This window comes from Kitasatospora sp. NPDC048239, from assembly GCF_043202015.1.
In the GTDB taxonomy this organism is placed as follows: Bacteria; Actinomycetota; Actinomycetes; order Streptomycetales; family Streptomycetaceae; genus Kitasatospora.
Genome location: NZ_JBICZP010000012.1, coordinates 223,510 through 244,089, shown reverse-complemented (window position 1 = coordinate 244,089; position 20,580 = coordinate 223,510). Strand labels below are relative to the sequence as shown.

The 20,580-nt window shown below is 74.6% G+C and carries 15 protein-coding genes; 8 read left to right on the top strand and 7 right to left on the bottom strand.

Translation table 11 applies throughout. The annotated features are described in order from the left end of the window. The first annotated feature begins 158 nt into the window (after nucleotides 1–158). From ACGFZP_RS28610 to galE, 4 genes are all read left to right on the top strand, one after another. On the top strand, nucleotides 159–596 hold the full coding sequence (locus ACGFZP_RS28610) for a hypothetical protein (RefSeq protein WP_392938609.1): 438 nt from the start codon (nucleotides 159–161) through the stop codon (nucleotides 594–596). 380 nt (nucleotides 597–976) lie between these two features. Then, on the top strand, nucleotides 977–3,265 hold the full coding sequence (locus tag ACGFZP_RS28605) for an RICIN domain-containing protein (protein ID WP_392938606.1): 2,289 nt from the start codon (nucleotides 977–979) through the stop codon (nucleotides 3,263–3,265). An 87-nt stretch (nucleotides 3,266–3,352) separates the two neighbouring features. Further along, entirely contained in the window at nucleotides 3,353–4,069 is a 717-nt protein-coding gene (locus ACGFZP_RS28600) for a hypothetical protein (RefSeq protein WP_392938604.1), read from the top strand. A 96-nt stretch (nucleotides 4,070–4,165) separates the two neighbouring features. Beyond that, nucleotides 4,166–5,185: a UDP-glucose 4-epimerase GalE gene (galE, locus tag ACGFZP_RS28595; RefSeq protein ID WP_392938601.1), complete on the top strand. Its 1,020-nt coding sequence runs from the start codon at nucleotides 4,166–4,168 to the stop codon at nucleotides 5,183–5,185. Nucleotides 5,186–5,265: 80 nt separating this feature from the next. On the opposite strand, the gene ACGFZP_RS28590 is transcribed toward galE, so the two are convergent. Both ACGFZP_RS28590 and ACGFZP_RS28585 read right to left on the bottom strand, forming a co-directional pair. Next, on the bottom strand, nucleotides 5,266–5,748 hold the full coding sequence (locus ACGFZP_RS28590) for a hypothetical protein (RefSeq protein WP_392938598.1): 483 nt from the start codon (nucleotides 5,746–5,748) through the stop codon (nucleotides 5,266–5,268). A 68-nt stretch (nucleotides 5,749–5,816) separates the two neighbouring features. Beyond that, complete coding sequence (locus tag ACGFZP_RS28585; RefSeq protein ID WP_392938595.1) at nucleotides 5,817–7,082, bottom strand: DUF6745 domain-containing protein; 1,266 nt, start codon at nucleotides 7,080–7,082, stop codon at nucleotides 5,817–5,819. 383 nt (nucleotides 7,083–7,465) lie between these two features. Between ACGFZP_RS28585 and ACGFZP_RS28580 the strand changes: the two genes are divergently transcribed. Then, on the top strand, nucleotides 7,466–7,909 hold the full coding sequence (locus ACGFZP_RS28580; protein ID WP_392938593.1) for a winged helix-turn-helix transcriptional regulator: 444 nt from the start codon (nucleotides 7,466–7,468) through the stop codon (nucleotides 7,907–7,909). Nucleotides 7,910–7,998: 89 nt separating this feature from the next. On the opposite strand, the gene ACGFZP_RS28575 is transcribed toward ACGFZP_RS28580, so the two are convergent. Further along, nucleotides 7,999–9,489, bottom strand: coding sequence for an MFS transporter (locus tag ACGFZP_RS28575; RefSeq protein ID WP_392938590.1), 1,491 nt, complete (start codon nucleotides 9,487–9,489; stop codon nucleotides 7,999–8,001). 197 nt (nucleotides 9,490–9,686) lie between these two features. Next, complete coding sequence (locus ACGFZP_RS28570) at nucleotides 9,687–10,931, bottom strand: DUF6777 domain-containing protein (protein WP_392938588.1); 1,245 nt, start codon at nucleotides 10,929–10,931, stop codon at nucleotides 9,687–9,689. A gap of 468 nt (nucleotides 10,932–11,399) precedes the next feature. On the opposite strand from ACGFZP_RS28570, the gene ACGFZP_RS28565 reads away from it, so the two are divergent. Then, the gene (locus tag ACGFZP_RS28565; protein ID WP_392938587.1) at nucleotides 11,400–12,836 is read left to right on the top strand and encodes a streptophobe family protein; all 1,437 of its coding nucleotides are present in this window, start codon (nucleotides 11,400–11,402) and stop codon (nucleotides 12,834–12,836) included. A 71-nt stretch (nucleotides 12,837–12,907) separates the two neighbouring features. Here the strand turns inward: ACGFZP_RS28565 and ACGFZP_RS28560 are convergent, their stop codons facing one another. The 3 genes from ACGFZP_RS28560 to ACGFZP_RS28550 form a co-directional block, all read right to left on the bottom strand. Next, nucleotides 12,908–13,879, bottom strand: coding sequence for a serine/threonine-protein kinase (locus tag ACGFZP_RS28560; protein WP_392938702.1), 972 nt, complete (start codon nucleotides 13,877–13,879; stop codon nucleotides 12,908–12,910). Nucleotides 13,880–13,956: 77 nt separating this feature from the next. Then, on the bottom strand, nucleotides 13,957–14,535 hold the full coding sequence (locus tag ACGFZP_RS28555; protein WP_392938584.1) for a hypothetical protein: 579 nt from the start codon (nucleotides 14,533–14,535) through the stop codon (nucleotides 13,957–13,959). A gap of 33 nt (nucleotides 14,536–14,568) precedes the next feature. Next, on the bottom strand, nucleotides 14,569–16,926 hold the full coding sequence (locus ACGFZP_RS28550; RefSeq protein WP_392938581.1) for an FHA domain-containing protein: 2,358 nt from the start codon (nucleotides 16,924–16,926) through the stop codon (nucleotides 14,569–14,571). Between the two features lie 196 nt (nucleotides 16,927–17,122). Between ACGFZP_RS28550 and ACGFZP_RS28545 the strand changes: the two genes are divergently transcribed. Both ACGFZP_RS28545 and ACGFZP_RS28540 read left to right on the top strand, forming a co-directional pair. After that, entirely contained in the window at nucleotides 17,123–18,472 is a 1,350-nt protein-coding gene (locus ACGFZP_RS28545; RefSeq protein WP_392938579.1) for an acyltransferase, read from the top strand. Between the two features lie 541 nt (nucleotides 18,473–19,013). Next, nucleotides 19,014–20,570 carry an alpha/beta fold hydrolase gene (locus ACGFZP_RS28540; RefSeq protein ID WP_392938577.1) on the top strand — a complete coding sequence of 519 codons (1,557 nt, stop codon included), beginning with the start codon at nucleotides 19,014–19,016 and terminating at the stop codon, nucleotides 20,568–20,570. Nucleotides 20,571–20,580: the final 10 nt, after the last annotated feature.

Here is a 20,580-nt window from a genome sequence, read left to right as displayed (position 1 = left end):
GGCCACCGGGCCGGTGGCCACTACGGCTTGATCACGCCGGTAGCCGAAGCCCGTTGATGGGCAGGAATCGAGCAGCGGCACCGGACGGGGGACACCACCCGTGCACGACCTGTTCACGACCTGACGACGGGCACACGCACAAGACGGGAACTGGGACCATGGACTGCGAAGAAGTCATGCTGACCGTCCGGATCACCGCCGCCGAGCGGGCGCTGCTGCGCGCACTGGCGCGTGGTCACAACAGCGACGTGTCCGACGTGGCGGCGGACGGCCTGCTGGACGTGATCCCCGCGCTGTACGCCGACGCGGGCGCGCTGCGCCTGTCGCGGGTCCTCGCCCGGCCGGCGCCGTGCGCCGTCACGCTGTGGCTGCCCGAGCCGGTGGCCGAACTGCTGCCGCTGGTCGGCGATCGGGTCACCCGGACGAGCGGCCTGCCGACCGGTCCCGCCAGTGGTGCGCTCGCCGCCGCACTGCGGCTCTGGCTGGCCGGGGACCCTGCTCGGCTGGCGGCCTCGCTCGCGCGGCTGCACGGCCCGCTCGCCGGGGCGGGTGCCGCGGTGGCCCAGACCGCCCCGGCCGTCGGGGTGGCGGCCTGACACCGGCGGTCGCCGGCGGTCCCAGTGGTCGCCGGCGGTCCCGTTGGTCCTGTTGGTCCGTGGACCAACGGCCGCGGCAGGGCGGGTGACGCGGCGTCGCCCACCGGCGGTAGGGGCCTGAGTCGCCGTGTCATGGCCCGGGGGGAGCGGGCTGCGGGCCGTGCCCGCGACGGTGCCGACGGAGGCGTCCACGGACCCGGCCGCCGGCGCGCTGCGCACACCGCCACGAGCGCGCCGGGAACGCCGTCACGAGCAAGCTGACGATTTTCGCAAGAGGTTTCTGTTATTGCCTCCGGTCGGATTCGGTCTCCGGGGTGTCGGAAGGCCTGGCCGCCACGCTGTGTGGCGCTCGGGCCGTCGCACTCGGAGAGGAATAGCGCATGGGACACCGGAGTGCAGAGCGCCGAAAGCGGCGCGGGAGGACGGGACGCCGGACGGCGCTCCTGGCGGTCGCCGTGGCGGCCGGACTGGTCGCCGGTGCGCTGGGCATCGAGACGGCGCTCGACCCGGCCGCCGACCGGACCAGTTCCACGGCGGCGGTGGCCGGTTCGGCCGACCGGGCGGAGGCGGGCACGGTCGGAGCGGCCACCGATGACGGCGATCCCGGTGAGACCGGGACGGCCGAGGGTGCGACGAGGGCGCCCGCGCCGCAGCGGGAGAAGAAGGCCGCGCCGCTGAAGGAGATACCCAAGGACCAGCCGGAGCGCGGCCTGGTCTACGCCGGTCTGACGCTGCCGACCGGCGACCGCTGCGCGGGTTCGCTGGAGGTGCCGGGCGGGGAGCTGTGCAGCCACGGCCCGGACGCGCCGCCCAAGGACGTGGACATCCACAAGGACGTTGCACCGGTGGCGGCCGCGGCCGCCCAGGTGCCCGCTCTGACGCCTCCCGCCGACGCCCAACCGCCCGCCGCCGCCGACCTGTTGAAGGGTGCGGCGCCGGTCCTGGACGCGGCGCAGAAGGCGCTGCTCGGGGACGCCGGGGCAGCCGCCGGATCGCCCGCGGCGCCCGCCGCCGCGCCCGCCGCCGGGTCCGGGGTGGTCTGCGAGGGCGACGGCACCAGCGGGAACCGGGTCCAGGTGGTGTACGTCCACGGGCCCGGCAACGACCGGTTCGCCCAGTACCTCGCCTCGTTCAAGAAGTGGGCGGCGGACGTCGACGTCATCTACAACGCCAGCGCCCAGGAGACCGGCGGCGTCCGGCACGTCCGGTTCGTGACCGAACCCGACTGCTCCGCCTCCGTGTTGAACGTGCAGGTCTCCGACTCCGAGATCCAGGACTTCAACGCGAGCAACCGCGCGGTGGCCGCCCAGGGGTTCAACCGCAAGGACCGCAAGTACATGATGTTCACCGATGCCAAGGTGTACTGCGGCATCGGGACCTTCGCCGGTGACGAGCGGCCCGGCCAGGACAACCTGAGCAACTTCGGCCCCTCGTACGGCCGTACCGACTCCGGCTGCTGGGGCGGGCACACCGCCGCGCACGAACTCGGCCACAACCTGGGCGCGGTGAGCAACAGCGCGCCCAACTCCAGCAAGGGCGGCCACTGCGTCGACGAGTGGGACCTGATGTGCTACTCGGACACCCCCTACTACCCGGCGATGAAGACGGTCTGCCCGGACAACGCGAGTGACGCCCGGCTCGACTGCCACCACGACGACTACTACAACACCTCGCCCGCGGCCGGTAGTTACCTGGCCACGCACTGGAACGTCGCCAGCAACCGCTTCCTGATCGCGGGCGGCGGCACCGGGCCGAACCCGAGCCCCACGCCGACCGCGAGCCCGACGCCGACGAACACCCCCTCGCCGACGGCCTCGCCCACCCGCACCCCGTCGCCGACCGCCTCGCCGACGGCCTCCCCCAGCCCGACCGCGACCTCCAGCGCCTCGCCGACGGCCTCGCCGACCGCCTCGCCCACCGCGACGACGAGCCCGACCGCGACCCCCACCGGCTCGCCGAGCCCCACCTCCGGCACCGGGACCACCGGACCTGATGTGACGGCCAGTCAGGTCACCCCGAACTCCGTCGTGCTGAGCTGGCCGGCCGTCCCCGCGGCCACCGGCTACGACGTGCTGCTGAACGGCCAGGCCATCGGGACGGTGCGCGCCACCACCGTCGGCGTGGTCCGGCTGGCCCCCGGCACCGCCTACACCGTCGCGATCGCCGTCCGTGACGCCGCCGGCGCGGTGTCCAAGCCCGGCCGCCCGGCGACCTTCCACACCCTGGCCGACGCGGGCCGCCCGCAGGCCGGCTCCCGCTACACGATGGTGAACGGCCTCACCGGCCAGGCCGCCGACCTGTGGGGCAGCTCGCTCAACAACGGCACCGTGGCGATCGCCTACCAGCGCACCGGGTACGCCAACCAGAAGTGGAGCTTCGAGGACGCGGGCAACGGCGCGCTGCGGATCAAGTCCGTGCGCTCCGACAAGTGCCTCCAGCTGGGCGGCGACCCGGTGGCCGGCCAGTACGTCGCGCAGCAGCCCTGCTCCGGTTCGGCCGCCCAGAAGTGGCAGCTGACCTCGTCGGGCGGCGGGTTCACCGTCACCGCCGAGGGCTCGACCCTGGTCCTGGGCGCCAGCAGCCGCTGGTACTACGGCGGTTGGCTGCTGGAGCTGCAGAAGCCCAACGGCCAGGCCTACCAGTCCTGGTCGCTGCAGAAGACCTCCTGACCCACCGCGGCACCCGAAGGTGCGGGCCGCCGTCGCATACTGCGGCGGCGGCCCGCACCCGCTGACCCCCCACGAGGAGCCCCCACCATGCGTACCCGTCCGTTCGGCACCCTGGCCGTCCTCGCTCTGGCGGGGGCGGCCGTCCTGGCGCCCGTCGTGCCCGCCGCCGCCCACGGCGACACCGTCCACCTGGAGGTGGCCGGCCAGGACGGCGGGCACATCACCACCGTGGCCACCTGGGAGAACGACCACGACCCCGTCACCGAGGAGTTCGCCGGGACGCTCGCCGCCGCCTCCGCGGACGGTCGCTCGGCCGGCCCGTGGCGACTGGTCGCCGTCCCCGGCCGACCCGGGGCGTACACCACCCGGGAGATCCTGCCGGCCGGTCACTGGCGGATCACGGTGGACTGCGCGTTCCCCTCGCTGGGCCACGGCGAGCGCGAACTCGACGTCGAGGCGACCGCGATCTCGGACCCGACGCTGCCGGTGCCCGGCTCGGCCGCCACACCGACCCTCGGCCCGACCCTCGCCCCGACGCCGGCGCCGTCCGCCACGCCTGCCGCCTCGCCGTCCGCGTCCCTGTCCACCTCACCGTCCGTGGCCGCCGCCGGAAAGCCCTCGGGGCCGTCGGCCGGGCCCGCCACGGCGACGCTCGCGGGCGGGCCCGCCGACGGGTCCGACAGCGGGTCCGACGCGGCCACCTGGGCCGCCGTCGCCACCGCGGTCGCAGCCGTGCTCCTGGTCGCCGCCGGCTACTGGCTCCGCCGCGGCACCCGCCCCCGCACCGGCGCCCGCCTGCGCTGATTCGCCCCGGGGGGGAACCGTCGGGCCCGAACCACCGTCCCCACTGTCACCGGACGCCACCCGGGCGTCCGGCCGACCGCAAGGGAGCACGCGCGTATGAAGAAGGTCCTGATCACCGGTGGCGCGGGATTCATCGGCAGCACCGTCGCGTCGGCACTGCTGGACCAGGGCATCACGCCGGTCGTCCTCGACGACCTCTCCAAGGGCCGTGCCGAGTTCGTCGAGGACCGGATCTTCTACCAGGGCGACATCGCCGACCCGGCGCTCCTCGACCGCGTCTTCGCCGAACACCCCGACATCGACGCCACCGTGCACTGCGCCGCGAAGATCGTCGTACCGGAGTCCGTCGCCAGGCCGCTGTACTACTACCGCGAGAACGTGGCCAAGACCGTCGACCTGCTGGACTCCCTCCAGCGCAACGGCTGCACCCGCGTCGTCTTCAGCAGCTCCGCCTCCATCTACGCCCCCACCCCGGACGCCCGGGTCGACGAGACCTGCCCGGTCGACGCCAACAGCCCCTACGCCCGCACCAAGCAGATGATGGAGCAGGTCCTCCAGGACTGGACCCGCGCCGAGGGCGCCGAGGCGATCCGCGTCATCGCGCTGCGCTACTTCAACCCCATCGGCGCCGACCCGCAGCTGCGCACCGGCCTCCAGGACCTCAACCCCACCCACGCCCTGGGCAAGCTGATCGAGGCCCACACCACCGGTACGCCGTTCACCGTCACCGGCGTCGACTGGGCGACCCGGGACGGCTCCGGCATCCGCGACTACATCCACGTCCAGGACCTCGCCGAGGCGCACGTCGCCGCGCTGACCCGCTTCGACCAGGTCGTCGAGCCCGCCGCCGAGGACCGCTACCGCGTGATCAACGTCGGCACCGGCGAGGGCACCACCGTCCGCGAACTCGTCGCCGCCTTCGAACAGGCCGTCGGCGCCCGCCTCGACGTCCGCGAGGCCGCCCCTCGCCCGGGCGACGTCATCGGCTGCTACACCTCCGTCGACACCGCCCGCGACCTCCTCGGCTGGACCGCCCGCCGCACCATCGCCGAAGGCGTCACCGACGCCCTCACCTGGCGCGCCAAGTGGGCCGCCCACCTCGGCGCCACCATCTGACCCCCCGGCCCCACCCCACCCCGGTGGGCCCGCGAGCCCCGCACTCGCAGACCCACCGGGGTGGGACCGGCCCGGGGTGGTCAGTCGCAGACCATCCGGTTCATCGAGCGGCCGGGCACCATGCCGAAGCCGGTGCCGCGTTCGCGCTGGCGCCGGACCACATAGCGGCCGGGAGCGATGCCGGTGGCGCCGTGTTCGGGGTGGATCAGATAGGCGACGGCGGTCGCGTCGATCAGGCCGAGCGCCAGGCCGGTCGGATCGTGGATGGCGTCGGTCCACCGGCAGGCGCCCGGATCGGCGACCAGCGAGTGGGGGTTGCCGCCCCCGGCGCTGCGCAGCAGTTCGAGGCCGGCGGCGGGCACGTCGAGCCAGCGGCTGTAGCCGAACGGGGTGGGGGTGACGGTCTCCAGGAAGGACTGCGGGACGACGATCAGATCGCCCTGGGCCTGGAGCCCGGCCACCACGGGGACGGCCACCTCGCGTTCCAGGTGATCGAGGACGTCCAGCCCGGTGAGGGCGGTGAGGTCGGCGAGGGTCAGGACGGCGTCGGTGCTGATGGGCATGCGAATCACCTCGGGATGTGAAGGGCCGGAAGGGCCGGAAGGCGTGAAGGAAGGAGCGGCACGGGCGCTCAGGTGCGACGGACCAGTTGCGCGTACTGCCGGCCGCTCAGGCCGTAGGACCAGCCGGCCGCCGCCAGCGGGTCGTCGAGGTACGGGGGCACGCTCAGGCCGTAGCGCCGCCGCCGCCCGTCTGGCTCGACCGAGCCGTTGACGGCCAGCAGGACCCGCGCGGGCACGCCCCAGGACTGCTGCGGCAGGTGGTAGAGCCGCAGCTCGGACCCGGGGTTGCCCGGATCGGGCGCGGTGGAGACCAACTCCAGCCCGGCCTGCTCGATGTACGCCTCCCAGCCGACGCGCTCGATGGCGCAGCGGCGCACCTCGATGTTCGGCTCGGCGTGGATGCGTTCCACCGTGGGGTCGTTCACCACCCAGGCCGGGACGAGCGTCCCGTGCAGGGAGTGGACCTCGGCGCCGTCGGCGAAGCGGACCGCGGGGCCGTCCTCCCGGTGCAGCCGCCGCTGACCGTGGTGGCCGTGCGGGAGCGCCTCGGTGTGGAGGGCGACCGGCCGTTCGGCCAGGATGCAGCGACCCTCGGCGGGCCACCACCAGCCGGTCGACCGGGCCAGCGCCGCCCAGAGGGCGAGTTGGCGGTCGTCCTCGCGCCCGTAGACCGCCAGGCCGGCCCGGCGGCGGGTGTCGTAGTGGCCGACCCAGTCCGCGTCCTGCTGGCCGTACCAGGTCAGGCCGAGTGCGCTGCCGGCGCCGGCGAGGAGGGCGGTGCGCACGGGAGCACAGAGCGCGTCGCGCAGGGTGCCCGCGAGCGAGGCCTCCACGGTGATGTCGGTGATGGCGTCGATGGGGAGCCCGGCCGCGAGCGCCGTCTGGGGCGGCAGGGTGTGGGCGTCCCGGTGGATGTGGCCCGGCCGGTTCCAGGAGAACGGGTGCGACCTGGCGATCCGGTGGTCCAGGCGGGCGCGGAGGTCGGACAGCAGCGAGGCCAGCCGGGCCGCGACCGGCCAGGCCCCACCCCGGGTCGGGAGGGTGCCGCCGACCCGCCAGGTGGGTGCGTCGGTCCGCCGTGCGGCGATCAACTCCCGTGCAGCGGCGGGTGAGTCGACCCAGTGGAAGTGCGGCGGCGGTTCGCCGATCAGCCCGTACAGCCGGGAGACGGCCTCCTCGGCCACCGCCCGGTCGGCGGGGAGTGTGCAGAGCCCGTGCCGGAGCCATTCGTCGCGCAGCGCGCAGATCAGCGCGAGCTGCTCGCGGGGCCCGGCATTGGAGTCGGAGAATGGTGCGTCGGATACCCGCCCTGCGGGTGGCGTCGCTCCGCTCATCGCATGATGGCGGAGACCGCCTCTCGGTTCGTCATGTGCCGCAGATTGGCAGGCCCCGCGCATCGCCCGCAAGCGAATATCCGCCGCGGGTGCGGACGACCGGTGTGCGCTCCTTCGGGGCCCGGAGGAGCCGGTGGGTGTGGTGGCACGTGTTCTCCCGGAGTCGAGGACGGAAGTGGCGGGTGGGGGAGGGCAGGCCGCAGCGGGTGGACGTGCCGGCCGTCGGGGAGCACGCCGCACCCGGCGCCGGCCACCGTGGGGTGGTCGCCGAACTCGCCGCCACCGGTTGAGGGTCGGGGCGTCGGGCGCGCGGTAGCGTTGCGCAGCGCAAGCTGTGGACTCGAAGGCCGCCCGCACAGCCCGGTCGGTGAGAGGTGGGACCAGTGCCGAAGCGCACCACGCACGAGGACTCGGTCTGTCCGCTCGCCCGCCCGCTCGACGTGGTCGGTGACGGCTGGACACTGTTGATCGTCCGGGACGCCTTCGACGGGCTGCGCCGGTTCGGGCAGTTCCAGCGGAACCTCGGCCTGGCGAAGAACATCCTCTCCGCACGGCTCGCCAACCTCGTCGCGACGGGGGTGTTCGAACCGGTGCCGGCCGCCGACGGCAGCCCGTACCAGGAGTACGTGCTCACCGAGAAGGGACGCGCGCTCTTCCCCGTCGTCACGGCGCTGCGCCAGTGGGGCGACGCCTGGTTCTTCGAGGACGGCGAGCCGCGCGCGCGGCTGGTGGACCGGTCGGCCGGGGAGCCGGTCGCGGCGCTGGAGGTCCGCTCCTCGGACGGACGGGTGCTCGCACCGGAGGACGCCGAGGTGCTGCTGCCCTGAAGGGCTGCGCCGCGGGCCGGGAAGCAGCGGGGTGGTCGCCGCCCCCAGCCCCCAGCCGCCGGTGGGCGGCGGGTGGTGGCGGCGACCGTTCAGTGCCGTACGGGGTCGGGCGCCGAGAGCGTCGGCGCGTCCGCGCGTTCGGCGGGTGCGGGGAGGTGGGGCGCCGGGGTGGGCGGGCGGCGGCGGGCGAGGGCCAGCAGGCCTGTGGCCGCCGCCGTTGCGGCGAGCAGGGCCACCGTGCCGACCGAGGCCGCGTGGCCGACGGACTCCGTGAAGGCCTGGGCGACGTCCTGGGGGCGCGGTCGGCCGAGCCCGCCGAGGTGCTCCTCGAACCGGGTGGTCGTCAGGGTGCCGAGGATGCTGGTGCCGAGCACCGCCCCCACCTGGCGGGCGGCGTTGACCGTGCCGGCCGCCGCGCCCTCCTTGCCGCGCGGCACGTGTCCGACGGCGAGGGCCGTGGACGGGGCGTTTGCCAGGCCGCAGCCGAACCCGAAGACCACCAGCGAGAGGGCGTAGCCGGCGAAGGCGTCCGTGGGCTCGACGGTGGCGAACAGCGCGGCGCCCGCCGCGGCCAGCAGCAGCCCGGTGACGATCAGCGGCGCGGCGCCGAACCGCCGCCCGAGCAGCCCGGCCGCCACCGAGGCGAGGATGAAGGTGCCGAACTCCGCGAGGAGTTGGAAGCCGACCTGGAGGGCGGTCAGCCCGCGGACCTGTTGCAGCCAGAGCACCTGGAGCAGCGACAGGCCGACGAAGCCGAACAGTACGGTCGCGGCCAGCAGCAGCGCGGCGCTGTACGACGGGTCGCGCATCAGCCGCAGGTCCAACAGGGGTCGGTGCACCCGTAGTTCGACCACGGCGAAGGCGGCCAGCAGGACGGCGGCGGCCACCGCGGCGGCGAGCGGGCGGCCGTCGAGGTAGCCGTGCCGGCCGCCGTCGATCAGCCAGTAGACGAGCAGTGCGAGCCCTGTGGTGGCGAGGAGTTGGCCGGGCCAGTCCAGTCGGCCGCCCTCGGCCCGGGACTCGGTGACGCCGAGCAGTGCGGCGGTGGCGGCGAGGGCGGCGACCGCGGGGCCGAGCCAGAAGGCGGTCTGCCAGGTCGACCAGCGCAGTGCGAGCCCGGCGGTGATCGGGCCGATGGCCAGGCCGAGGCCGGAGGCGGCGGCCCAGGCGGAGATCGCACCGGCCCGGCGGCGCGGATCGGGGAAGGCGTTGGTGATCAGCGCGAGGGAGCTGGGGGTGATCAGCGCGCCGCCGAGGCCGGCGACCGCCTGGCCCGCGAGGACGGCCGGCAGGGCGTCGGCGCACACCAGGACCAGGCCGCCGGCGGCCATCGCGAGGGTGCCGGCCAGGAAGATCCGCCGCCGCCCCCAGCGGTCGGCGAAGGCGCCCGCGCCGAGCACGAAGGAGGCCACCACGAGGGTGTACATGCTCGGCACCCAGACCAGGTCCGCGGAGTCGAGGCCGAGGTCCGCACGGACCGCGCCGAGGGTGCCGATGGTCTGCGTGGTCTGCACGAACACCGTGAACAGGCCGAGGCAGGCGGCGAGCAGGACGAGCCCGGCGCGGTCAGCGCGCTGCATCGGGTACCTCCGGGGACGGGTGGTTCACGGCGCTCTCCAGGGTGAGTTGGAATGTGGGACTCACCCTAGCGGTGTGAGTTTGATAATCCAACTCACAGGGTGGGGCGGCGCCGACACGCCTCGGCCCCGCCGAAGCGGGGCCGAGACGGGGCCGAGACGGGGCCGAGAGAAGCGGCGGGGGAGCGGCCGCGGTCAGGTCACTCGGAGGACCCGGCCGAGACGGTCGGGCAGGGCGGGAGCGTTGACGGGGCGGTGGTGGCACAGGTCGCCGTGGCGATGCTCTGGGAGGGCGGCGGCGAGGACGTCGTCGTCGTGGTGGTCGTGGTCGCCGCCGCGGCGGTCGTCTTGGTCGTGGTGGTCGTGCTCGCGGTCGTGGCCACGCTGGTGGTGGGCTTGGCCGCGGTGGTCGTCGGCCCTGACGATCCGGTGGCCGTCGACGCGGAGGTCGTGGGGCCGCCCGAGGAGGTGGTGGAGCCCGAGGACGGCCCGGACGGCGAACCCGAGGTGGTCGAGGCGGAGGCGGACCCGGAGGTCGGACCGCCGGAGGAGGTGGTCGCGCCGGAGGTCGAGGGCGAGCCGGAGCCCGAGGTCGAGCCGGACGCGGAGGTGGAGCGGGAGACGGAGGCCGACGGCGAGATCGGCGTCATCGGAGCGGGCGCCGGAATACCGGGCGCGAGCGGCCCCTTGGGCGCCGGCACGGTCTTGTCGATCACCTCGATCCGCCCGGTCACCCGGACGAAGAAGCCGCCGGTGACCACGTTCACCAGCACGAGCTCCTTCACCGGCGCGGGCGCCGGCGTCACGACGACCAGCGAGGTCGGCTGGAAGCCCTGCCAGTGCTTGCCGGTGTACTTGGCGTTCGAGACCAGCGCCGGGGGCTTCAGCGGGTTGCCGCAGCTGCACCGCACACGCGGCACGCCCTGCGAGTCGACCAGGACGGCGGTGCCGGCCTGCAGAACGGACTGGTAGGCGACCGCGGCGCCGCCCTTGTAGCCGTGGTTGGTCACCCGGGTGTCGACCCGCAGGTAGGTGGAGGTGAGCGAGCGCAGGTAGCTCGGGATGGCCGACTGCTGGATGCCCTGGGCGGAGGCCCAGGCCCGGCCGTTGTCCCCGGCGGACACCATGCCGATCAGCCGTTCGGTGTCACAGCTCGGCTTGGACATCTCGCCCGCGTAGAGCCCGCTGCTCGTCCCCTCCACGGCGTGCAGGCCCGACGGCGAGGTCGTCCCGGCGGTGGCGGTCGTGCCCGTCGTCCCCCCGCCCGGAGTCCCGGTGGGCTGGGCGGACGACGGCGCCGGGGCCGACACGGCGGTCGTCTCCACCGACTCGGTGAACGGTGCCGCACCCGGGTCGGAGGGGGTCTGCAGGGCGACCTCGTTGGCCGCCGGGATGGCGTCGCTGGGCTTGCTGCCGTTGTTGTTGACGATCAGAACCGTCGCCACGACCGCCAGCACCGCGGTGCCGGCGGCCAGCGCCAGCTTCTTCCCCGACCGCCACCAGGGCGTCGGGCGCCCGCCGGGACCGCCAGGACCGGAGGGCCCGCCGGGCCCGCTGGCCGGCCCGCTCGGCGGTCCGCCGGGGCCGGAGGGCGGCGGGGGCGTGGAATTCGGTCCCGAGCCGCCGCCCGACGGCGGCCCGGCGAGCGGGCCCGAGGGAGGGCCGGACGGCGGGCCGAACGGGGGACCGGAAGGGGGCGGTTGGGAACTCATCGGGGCTCCGTTTCGCAGGCGGTCGGCGAAAGCCGCCGACGCGAGAGGCTCCTGCCACTGGCTTTCTATTTCTGCCCCGGCTTTCCGGAACCCGCAACAGCAGGTGACCCGGCCGTCGCCGTGCGCAGCGCGCGGGCGGCCGACCTGGGTGAACCTGGAGGCAGACCCGAGGGGGGCACCCGAGTCGAACCAGGAGCCCGCATGCACCAGGAGCCCCTCAGCACGGCGGCCCGGCCGGCCGGCCCGCCCGGCGCCCTGCGCGGCTGGCTGGACGCCCTGGCGGTGGTGCTCGCCGGGGTCGCCGCGATGGCGGCGGTGGCCGCCCTCGGCCTCTGGCTGGCCGGCGCCGACGACCTCCCGGGCGGCGGCTTCCCGTCCGTCCTGGCCGCCACCCTGGCCCTCGCCGTCGGCGGGACGGTCCGGATGGACGGCGGCGCCGGCTTCTTCGCCCAGGTGGACGCCGGGATCACCGCGATGCCGCTCTCCGTCAGCCTGGTCGGCGCCCTGGTGACGGCCGAGGTGTTCCTGCGGCAGCTGCGCTTCCGCGCGGTGGCCGGCGGCGGAGAGCTGCTGGGCCGGGTGGCCCGGACCGTGGTGGTCTGGCTGGCGGCCCTGGCGCTGCTCACCGTCGGCGCCCGGCACACCTTCGTCGTCCCGCTCGGCGGGGACCTCGTGCAGGAGCTCTCCGGCGCCCTCGGGCTGACCCCGGAGATCGGCTTCCACGCGGACGCGGTGAGCACGCTCGGGTTCGGCCTGCTCTGGCTGCTGGTGGTGCTGGCGGTGCTGTTCGCCGTCTCCCGCCGGGCGCCGCTGCCGCGCGGCCTGGTGCCGTTCCAACGGGTGGTGCGGCCCGCCGCCTTCGCCATGCTGCTGGTGCTGCTGGTGTACGTGGTCATCGGGGTGGCGGCCGGGGTCGTCACCGCCCTGGTGCACGGCAACGGCCGCGAGACGATGGCGGTCGTGCTGCTGGCCATGCCCAACCTGGCCTGGCTGGGGTTCGGGGTGGGGCTCGGCGGGCGGTGGCAGGGCCACCTGGAGGGCGGGATCGGGCTGCCGATGCCGCCCGTCCTCGCCGATGTGCTGCGGGCGCCGGACGGCCAGGAGGCCACCGTGGACCTGGGCGCGCTGGCCGACTACGACGCCCGGGCCTGGTGGCTGCTGCCGGTGGCCGCGGTGCTGATGCTCGCGGCCGGGGTGCTGGCCGCCTACCGCTCACCGCGCGGCGTCCGGCTCTGGCAGCACGCCGTCCGGCTCGGTGTGGCGGCGGCGGTCACCATGCTGCTGGTGGGCGTCTGGTCGCGGGTGTCGGCCGCCTACGGCCTCTCGGTGCTCGGCGTCGGCGTCGGCCAGGGCGGGCTGGGCGACCTGCTCGGCTCCGTGCTGGGCGACAACCCGGTCGCCGACCTGGGCGGCGGCAAGCTGGTGCTGGACCCGGTGCTGTGGGTGACCGTGCCGCTGGCGGCGGCCTGGGGACTGGTCGCGGGGTGGCTGGGCGGCCTGCTGGCCGCCCGCTTCGGGCGGCGCGGCGAGGTGCCGGTGGAGGGGGCCGCGGCCGGACCGCCCCCGGCGGCGCCTCCTGCCGCCGGTCCGCCGCCCGCCGGTCCGCCCCCGGCAGGACCGCCGCCCGCGCGGCGGTAGCCGGAGGTTCACCCGGTGGCATACCGCCGGACGGGTGGCAGCGGCGGAGTCGGAGGGGGCCGGCGCCCCGGTCAGAGCGGCGCAGGCCGGGCCGGGTAGACCACCGGGGTGGCCCAGGCGGGCGGCTGCGGGACTTCGGTCGGCACCGGCGTGCCGAAGGCCGGGACCACCTGGGTGGGCGGTCCGGCGGACTCCCAGGGCCCGGGGACGGGCGTGGCGGCGGCGCGCAGCTCGGCGACGAACTGCAGGCAGCTGGCCCAGCGGTCCTCCGGCGCCTTGGCGAGGGAGCGGGCCACCACGGCGTCCACCGCCTCGGACAGGTCGGGACGCAGGGCCCGCAGGGTGGGCGGCGGATCGTTGAGCTGCGCCCAGAGCAGCGCGAGGTCGCTCTCCCGGCGGAACGGCGGCGCCCCGGCCAGCATCTCGAAGACCACGCAGCCCAGGCTGTACTGGTCGCAGCGGCCGTCCAGCGGCCGCCCGGAGATCTGCTCGGGCGCCGCGTAGTCCAGGGTGCCGACGATCTGGCCGACGCTGGTCAGCCCGCTCAGCGAGAGCGACTTCTTGGTGAGGCCGAAGTCGGCCAGGTAGAGGTGCTCGGGGTGCTCGTCGTCCGTCCCGGCGGCGACCAGGATGTTGCCGGGCTTGACGTCCCGGTGGACCAGGTCGCGGTCGTGCGCGGCGTCCAGCGCGGAGCCGATCTGCAGGGCGAGCCGGGCGGCGCGGTCGACCGGGAACGGCCCGCTGCGGGTGATCAGGCCGCGCAGGTCGCCGCCCTCGACGAAGCGCATCGCGATGAACAGGATGCCGTCCGTCTCGCCGGCCTCGAACACCGGGATGATGTGCGGGTGGTCGATCGCGGCGGCGGCCTCGGACTCGCGGCTGAAGCGCTGGCGGAACATCTCGTTGCGGGCCAGTTCGGGCGCCAGCAGCTTGACCGCGACCGTCCTGCGGAGCCGCAGGTCCTTGGCCCGGTAGACGACCGCCATGCCGCCCCGCCCGATCTCCGCCTCCAGCCGGTAGCCGGCCACCTGCCGTCCCACCATGCCGGAGGGCAGGCTCGGCGAGGCCCGGGTGGCGGCCTCCTCGGCCGGCTCCCCGCCGCCCTGCCGCTCCGGGGGGATCACGGTTCACCCGCCCGGGTGGGCTCGTACTCGCCGGGCGGCTCCGGCGGCACCCGCGGCACCGGGGTGGAGGGTGTCGCGGGCGGGGTGTCGGTCGGCCGTACGGCGGCGGCGTAGGTCTGCAGCTGGAGCCCGTCGCAGTAGCACCAGCGGTCGTGCACCGGGTCGAAGACCCAGAGCGCGTCGCCGTCGATGACCAGGCCGGTCCGCAGCCCCCGGGTGCGCTGCTGGAAGGTCTCCAGGTCGGCGCCCCCGGCGGCGAGGTCCTCCAGCAGCGACCGGTAGCGGGCCAGTGCGCCCTCCGCCTGGGCGAGCACCGGCCGGGGGTCGGCGGTCCGGCTGGGCGGGCCGGTGGCGGCGGGCGGCGCGTCCGGGAGGCTGATCAGCAGCCGGCCGTCCACCCAGGTGGCCCACCCGTTGGAGCACAGGACGTGTCCCCAGTCGCCCTCGCGGCCGATCAGCTGGACCGGCAGCAGCGGGTCCAGCCGGGTCGAGGGCCGGGCCGGGTCGGGCGCGGTCCAGGTGGCCATGCCGTCCGGCGGGGCGACGTGGGTCGGGTGGAAGGCGAATTCGTCCATGGGCTCCGTGGGCTCCGTCCATCGGCGGCCGCTTCACTTGCGCATGATCGCGGGCTCCTGGCGGCGCAGCAGCGCGAGCACGGCGAGCCCGAACACCGCCGACAGCCCCACCAGCAGGGCCATCGCGCGCAGCCACACGCTCCGGTCGGGGCGGAACAGCGGGTCGGCCGTGATGGCGGTGGGCAGGATCGCGTGCAGGTCGATGGTCTGGGCCATCGCGGCCAGGCCCCAGCGGGAGGGGATGAACCAGGCGAACTGTTCGAGGCCCGGAACCCCGTGCAGCTTCAGCATGGCCCCGCTGAACACGATCTGCACCACCGAGAGCAGGACGAGCAGCGGCATTGTGGCCTCCTCCTTGCGGACCAGCGCGGAGACCAGCAGGCCCAGCATCATCGCGGAGAAGGACAGCAGCGCCACGGCCAGGATGAGTTCGGCCAGCGGTGGCAGCACCACCCCGGTGGGGACCTGGCCGCCGCCCGGCAGCGGCGGGCTGAGGTCCACCCCGCCCAGGCCGACGACCGTCAGCACGGCGGCCTGGACGACCGTGATCGTGCCGAGCACCACCACCTTGGAGACCAGGTACGCGGATCTGGACAGCCCGACCACCCGTTCGCGCTGGTAGATCGGCCGTTCCTTGACGATCTCGCGCACCGCGTTCGCGGAGCCGGTGAGCAGGCCGCCGATGCAGAGGGTGAGCAGGCAGTTGAGGGCGTTGTCCGAGCTCAGCCGGGATCCGGCCATGGCCCGGCACATGATGCCGATGATGAACGGCAGCGCGATCATCACGGTGAGGAAGAGCCGGTCGGCGGCCAGCACGGAGGTGTAGCGGCGGATCAGGGTGCTGAGCTGGGAGGCCCAGCTCTGCGGCTTCTCCGGTCCGATCGGGGAGGCGGGGGGCGGCGCCCGCAGCGCCGGGGGCAGCGCGTTGGCGGCCACGTACCGGTCGTACTGCGGGGACTCGCGGAAGCGGCGCTGCCAGGCGGCGTGGTCCTCGTTCTCGAAGGCCTCGAAGGCCTCCGGCCACTCGGTGAAGCCGAAGAACGGCAGGGCCTCGTCGGGCGGGCCGTAGTAGGCGGTGCGGCCGCCGGGGGCGAGCACCAGGAGGCGGTCGCAGACGTCCAGGCTCAGCACGCTGTGGGTGACCACCACGACCGTGCGGCCGTCGTCGGCCAGGCTGCGCAGCATCTGCATCACCGAGCGCTCCATCCCGGGGTCGAGGCCGGAGGTCGGCTCGTCCAGGAAGAGCAGCGAGGGCTTGGTGAGGAGCTCCAGGGCGACGCTGACGCGCTTGCGCTGGCCGCCGGAGAGGCTGGAGATGACCAGGTCGGCGCGGCTGTCCAGGCCGAGCTCGTGGATCACCTCGTCGACCCGGGCCTGGCGTTCGTGGCGCTCGGTGTCGCCGGGGAAGCGTAATTCGGCCGCGTAGGACAGCGCGCGGCGGACGGTGAGCTGGGTGTGCAGGATGTCGTCCTGCGGGACGAGGCCGATCCGGCGGCGCAGCTCGGCGTAGTCGCGGTAGAGGTCGCGGCCGTCGTACAGGACGGTTCCCTCGTCGGCGGGGCGCAGGCCGGTGAGGGCGTTGAGCAGGGTGGACTTGCCCGCGCCGGAGGGTCCGGCCACGGCGAGCAGGGCCTTCTCGGCGAGCGGGAAGCTGACGCCGTCCAGCAGCACCCGGTGGTCCGAGCCGACCCGGACCACCAGGCCCTGCACGTTCAGCGAGATCTCGCCGGTGTCGGTGTACTCGACCAGCTCGCCGTCGGCCAGGCAGAGCGCCGCGTGGCCGATGCCGATGATGTCGGTGGGGCCCACGGCCGCCTGCTGGATCGCCCGGCCGTTGAGGTAGGTGCCGTTGTGGCTGGACAGGTCGACGATCTCGTGGCCGCCGTCGGGCAGGGTGCGCAGTTCGGCGTGGTGGCGGGAGACCACCAGGTCGTTCAGGACGAGGTCGTTGTCGCCGGCCCGGCCGATCCGGACGGTGCGGCCGGGCAGCCGCAGCACCGAGGTCGGCTGCCGGAAGATGCCGGAGGCCTGTGGGGCGACCAGCGAGGGCCGCTCCCCGGCGGGCGGCTGGGGCAGGCCCGCGAAGGTGGCGGAGGGGCCGTCGGCGGCGTTGCCGAAGCGCAGCCGGGTGCCCGGGCCGATGTCCTCCTGTTGGATCCGGCGGCCGTCGGTGAAGGTGCCGTTGGTGCTGCCGACGTCCTCCAGCAGCCAGTGCCCGGCGCTCGCCCGCAGCACGGCGTGGTGCCAGGACACCCGGGGGTCGTCCAGCACGATCTCGCTCGTCGGGTCGCGGCCGACGTGGTACGCCCGGCTCGGGTCGATCAGCTGCGAGTCGGTGTCGGTGACGAGCATCAGTGGCGGCGCGGCGGGCGCGCCTGCGCGCTCTCCCATACCGGGGATTCTATCGCCGGTGGGCCGGATCGCGTCCTGCGGGAGTCCGCCGGACGGCGGCCCGGAGCGGCTCGCGGAGCGTCCCCGGGCTGGTCGAGACCCTGTCAATTGGACTGGACCACTGGATCCGTACCGGGCGCCTGCCCTATGGTTCGGAGTGATCCGCACGACTCCGCGCGAGCCCCCGGGATGGAACATGAGTGTCTGGCCGCAGCTGCGGGAGTCCCGGGTCGTCCGGGCGGGCCGGGCGCAGGGGGCCGTGCTCCGTTGCGGGTTGATGGACACCATGCTCGCCGACCTGTCGGTGTCGGTGGTCTTCTTCTTCGAACAGGCCCTGGACGAGGACCGGTTGGCCGCCGGACTGGCGATCGCCCTGGAGCGGGTACCGGTGTTCGCCGGGCGGCTGCGCACGGTGGGCGACGTGCTGGAGGTGGTCTGCGACGACTCCGGCGTGCCGCTGGACGGCTACGAGGTCGACGGCACGCTCGTCGAGGCGATGGGCCGGGTCACCGCGGCCGGCGCGCAGCTCGTGGACCCGGTGGACGCCCCCGCCGCCCGGCTGGGCGGGGTGCCGCTGCTGACCGTCCGGGTCACCCGGCCGTCCGGCGGCGGCACGGTGCTGGGCTGCTCCTGGCACCATGCGATCGGCGACCTGCAGAGCTTCGCGCTGCTGATGCGCGCCTGGTCCGCGGCGGTGGAGGGGGAGGAGCTCCCCGAGGCCGAACTCGTCGAGGACCAGGACGTGTTGCTGGACAAGGTGCTGCCCGAGGAGGACTGCGGGCGGCCCGGCTTCCGGCTTCCCGAGGCGGCCGAGGCGGCACTGCTGGCCCGCGAGGTCGCGCTCGGGCCGCGGGCCAACCGGACCGTGCAGATGTACCTCGGCGACGCCGAACTCGCCCGGATGCGTGAGGAGTTCGAGGCGACGGCCGGGAGGCGGCTCTCCTCGGGCGATGTGTTCTGCGCCCATCTGGTGAGCGTGCTGCGGGAGTTGGACGGCGACGCGGAGACCCGCATGGTCACCGTGCCGGTCAACGTGCGCCGCTCGCTCGGCCTGCCGGCCTCCCTGGTGGGCAACCTGCTGAGCGACATCCACCTGCCGTACGCACCGCAGGACGGCCCGGCGGCGCTCGCCGCCGGCCTGCGGGAGGCGCTGGAGGGATTCGCCGACGACCACCTCAACATGCGGGCCAACCTCGGCTTCCTGGAGGCGATCGGGCGCTCCCGGCTGCGGGACTGCGTGCCGCTCGGCTTCGACCCGGAGCGGCGGCGGTTCAGCTTCTCCAACTGGAGCCGCTTCGGCCTGTACGAGCTGCGGTTCCAGGGGCAGCGCCCGGTGTTCTTCAGTCCGGCCGCCAACTACCCGCTGCCGTGGGTGTCCTGGACGGTCGAGGGCTTCCACGGCACGGGGCTGCTGAGCACGGTGGTCCTCCCGGCGAGGGTCGTCGCCCGCCTGCGCGGCGCCGAGGGCCGGGCACTGCTGCACCGCTTCCGCGACCCGGCCGACGTGCTGCCGGCGCTGGCCTCCGCCGTGTCCAAGGTCCTCTGACTCCCGAGGTTCGCTGATCCCTGGGGCCGGCGCGGTCGGGCCGAATGCGGGCCGGACCGCGCCGCTTCTCGCTTGCACCGTGCCCGCCGTCGCCTGCGCCTGCACCGTGCCCGCCGTCGCCTGCACCGTGCCCGCCGTTGCGTGGATCGTGCCCGCCGTTGCGTGGATCGGAGCCGACCCGCCGTGCGCCCGGCGGGCGGGTCCCGAGGCGTGCCCGCTCCGCCTTCCCCCTGTGCGCCGGCGGATGTGCACCGGCAGACCTCCCCGGTGGGCTGTCGAGCCGTGAGCTGACGAGCCGTGCGCCGATGAACCGTACGCAGATCAACCGTGTGCGCCCCGTTTGAAACGGGCTGTTGAGGTGCAGTTACGGGAGTGGCGGTTGATGTGTCTGTGTCAGGAGACCCCTTGGCATGACATGGCGCATGTGACATTGTATTCCCGCCCCCGTGATCAACCTCACGCCGGACGGGACCCACCGGACCCGCTCGGCGATCTCCGCACACCCCGCCCCACCGGGCGCCTTCAGCGAGAGGTGACGGCCTTGCCGGTTCGTGGTACCCCAGCGGTCCTCTTCTGCATCCCCCACGCCGGCGGGACGGTGGCGGCCTTCCAGGAGTGGCAGCAACTGCTCGGCGGCGAACTGCTGGTCCGCCCGGTCGAGTCCGCCGGCCGCGGCACCCGCTCGGCCGAGCGCGGATACCAGGGCATCCCGGAGGCCGCCGAGGACCTCGCCCGGGTGATCGCCGCCGAGGCGGACGGCGCCGACTGGGTGCTGCTCGGCCACAGCATGGGCGCCCTGATCGCCTACGAGGCCGCCCGCCTGCTCCAGGAGCGCGGCTTCCCGCCCGCCCGGCGCCTGGTGGTCTCCGCCTGCCCGCCGCCACAGCGCGGCTTCGGCCCGAAGTGGGACGCCGACACCCCGGACTCCGAGGTCGAGGCCTTCCTGCTCCGGCTCGGCAGCGTCCCCGCCGAGATCGCCCGGGACCGCGACGCGATGGCCTACTACGCCGGCCTGGTCCGCGAGGACGCCAGGCTGACCGACGCCTACCACTACCGCCCCCCGCGCCGACCCCTGAACAGCCCGGTCACCGTCCTGTGGGGCGACGCCGACCCGGTCACCGCGCCGTACCGGGCGCAGGACTGGCAGGAGGCGGTCGGCCGGCCCGTCGAGATCCGCACCGCGACCGGGGCGGGGCACTTCCTCCTCACCGAACAGGCCTCCCGGGCCGTCGCCCTGCTCCGGGGCGACCTGCTCGGCGACCCCCCGACCGGCACCCCGCCCGGCGGTGCGACCGGAGTCACCACAGCCGGCACACCGGGCGGTACGACAGGAAAGGCGGCTGCCGTGGACACCGGCACCGAGCTGTATCTGGACCTGCTGAAGAAGACCCTCACCAACGTCATCTACGAGGACCCGCCACTGCCCAGCGACTGGGCCCCCGACAGCTCCTACGACCCGATCAGCCGCCACGCCGGGCTCGACTGGCCGAGCAAGGCGCACACCATGGTCGGCCTGCGCCGCCTGGACAACGTCCAGTACTGCGTCGAGCGGATCCTGCGCGACGGCGTCCCCGGCGACTTCATCGAGACCGGGGTCTGGCGCGGCGGCACCTCCATCTTCCTGCGCGCCCTGCTGCGCGCCCACGGGGTGACGGACCGCCGGGTCTGGGCCGCCGACTCCTTCCGCGGCATGCCCGAGGTCGGCGCCGAGGGCCACCCCGGCGACGCCGAGTTGGAGACCCACCTGCTCAACGACGTGATGGGCGTCCCGCTGGAGCAGGTCCGCAGCAACTTCGAGGCGTACGGGCTGCTGGACGACCAGGTGCGCTTCCTGCCGGGCTGGTTCAAGGACACCCTGCCCAAGGCCCCGATCCGCAGCCTGGCCCTGATGCGGCTCGACGGCGACCTCTACGAGTCGACCATGGACGCGCTCACCAACCTCTACCCGAAGCTCTCCGTCGGGGGCTTCGTGATCGTGGACGACTACCTGATCACGGTGTGCCAGGAGGCCGTCCACGACTTCCGCCGCAGCCACGGCATCGACGACGAGATCAAGGACATCGACGGCTACGGCGCCTACTGGCGCCGGACCCGCTGACCGGGGGGAC

Excerpts from the sequence above, each read along its gene's own strand:
- ACGFZP_RS28565 (WP_392938587.1), top strand. The coding sequence starts at position 11,400 with ATGCACCAGGAGCCCCTCAGCACGGCGGCCCGGCCGGCCGGCCCGCCC.
- ACGFZP_RS28585 (WP_392938595.1), bottom strand. The coding sequence starts at position 7,082 with ATGAGCGGAGCGACGCCACCCGCAGGGCGGGTATCCGACGCACCATTC.
- ACGFZP_RS28610 (WP_392938609.1), top strand. The coding sequence starts at position 159 with ATGGACTGCGAAGAAGTCATGCTGACCGTCCGGATCACCGCCGCCGAG.
- ACGFZP_RS28550 (WP_392938581.1), bottom strand. The coding sequence starts at position 16,926 with ATGGGAGAGCGCGCAGGCGCGCCCGCCGCGCCGCCACTGATGCTCGTC.
- galE (WP_392938601.1), top strand. The coding sequence starts at position 4,166 with ATGAAGAAGGTCCTGATCACCGGTGGCGCGGGATTCATCGGCAGCACC.
- ACGFZP_RS28605 (WP_392938606.1), top strand. The coding sequence starts at position 977 with ATGGGACACCGGAGTGCAGAGCGCCGAAAGCGGCGCGGGAGGACGGGA.
- ACGFZP_RS28600 (WP_392938604.1), top strand. The coding sequence starts at position 3,353 with ATGCGTACCCGTCCGTTCGGCACCCTGGCCGTCCTCGCTCTGGCGGGG.
- ACGFZP_RS28560 (WP_392938702.1), bottom strand. The coding sequence starts at position 13,879 with ATGGTGGGACGGCAGGTGGCCGGCTACCGGCTGGAGGCGGAGATCGGG.
- ACGFZP_RS28590 (WP_392938598.1), bottom strand. The coding sequence starts at position 5,748 with ATGCCCATCAGCACCGACGCCGTCCTGACCCTCGCCGACCTCACCGCC.
- ACGFZP_RS28545 (WP_392938579.1), top strand. The coding sequence starts at position 17,123 with ATGAGTGTCTGGCCGCAGCTGCGGGAGTCCCGGGTCGTCCGGGCGGGC.
- ACGFZP_RS28575 (WP_392938590.1), bottom strand. The coding sequence starts at position 9,489 with ATGCAGCGCGCTGACCGCGCCGGGCTCGTCCTGCTCGCCGCCTGCCTC.
- ACGFZP_RS28555 (WP_392938584.1), bottom strand. The coding sequence starts at position 14,535 with ATGGACGAATTCGCCTTCCACCCGACCCACGTCGCCCCGCCGGACGGC.